This is a genomic window from Nitrosophilus sp. (assembly GCF_982775275.1).
The window spans coordinates 1-1,141 of sequence record NZ_CEXZHP010000329.1; the positions used below are offsets into that span (position 1 = coordinate 1).

General features: G+C 61.0%; 1 protein-coding gene. It reads right to left on the reverse strand.

Annotated features, from left to right (window positions below):
• The coding region (locus AC30RD_RS09750) for a trypsin-like peptidase domain-containing protein (protein ID WP_489494366.1) at window positions 1–1,042 on the reverse strand (1,042 nt) is incomplete at its 3' end.
• Between the last annotated feature and the right edge of the window lie 99 nt (window positions 1,043–1,141).

Below are 1,141 nucleotides of genomic sequence, written 5' to 3' on the forward strand. Positions count from 1 at the left end.
CGGTGTAGGTGGTGGCGATGGTGACCGTGTTGGTGGTGTCCTCAACATCGGCGGTCGGCGTGAGTGTGGCCGTCCAGGTGATGGAGTCGCTCGACGTCAGGGTGGTGATCCCGCAGTTGGTGCAGGTGACGTCGGCGTTGGCGAAGGCGATTACGGCCTCCGAGAAGACGATCGTCAGGGTGGTCGTCTCCCCGACGAGCAGGGAGGTGTCGTCCATCGCGATGGGGCTGATGACGGGGTCGACGCCGTCGACGATGAAGTTGGCGCTGCTGCACGCGGTGCCGGTGTTGAGTAGGACGTCGGTGTAGGAGGTGGCTATGGAGACCACGTTGCCACTGTTTTTGATGGCAGTGTTGATGCCTACGAGTTTTCCTTCGTGTAAGAGAGCGCCGCCGGAATTGCCAGGATTGATCGCGGCGTCGGTCTGGATGAAGAACTGGTACTTGGAGGCGCCGATATTGGTGCGCGCCAGCGCCGAGACAATGCCGGAGGTCACCGTCTGGCCGACACCGAAGGGATTGCCTATGGCGAGCACGAGATCGCCTACCTCCAGCGCATCAGAATCGCCCATTTCAAGCCAGGGCAATTTTTCGTCTGCCTTGATCTTCAGCAGGGCCAGGTCGGAGCGCTCATCCCTGGCAATGAGCCGGGCCTTGAACTCGCGCTTGTCGGAGAGCACGATGCGAATGTCGTTGGCTCCCCTGATGACGTGATTGTTGGTGACGATATAGCCGTCAGGGTCGATGATGACGCCGGAGCCAAGAGAATTGCGCACGCGCTCGCGCGGCCGATCCAGGAGACCGTCGCCGAAGAACTGGCGGAAGAACGGGTCGTCGAACAGCGACAGGCCGCGCCGCGAGCGGACGATCTGCTTGGCATAGACATTGACCACCGCCGGGCGGGTGCGCTTCACCACCGGCGCGAACGACAGGGTGATCTGCTGGCGAGACACTGGCGCGTTCTTTTCGGCATGGACCGGCGCCTGGAAGCTCACGATGAGAAAAGACGCCAGCAAGAGGGCTAGGATCGGCCATTTTTTCATTGCATTCATGCCTGCTGTCGTGGAAACCCTGCCGCCAGGCGAACGCCGGACGGGAATCCGATTGCGAATGTTCCGGTTTTGATCTAACACACCCAAATG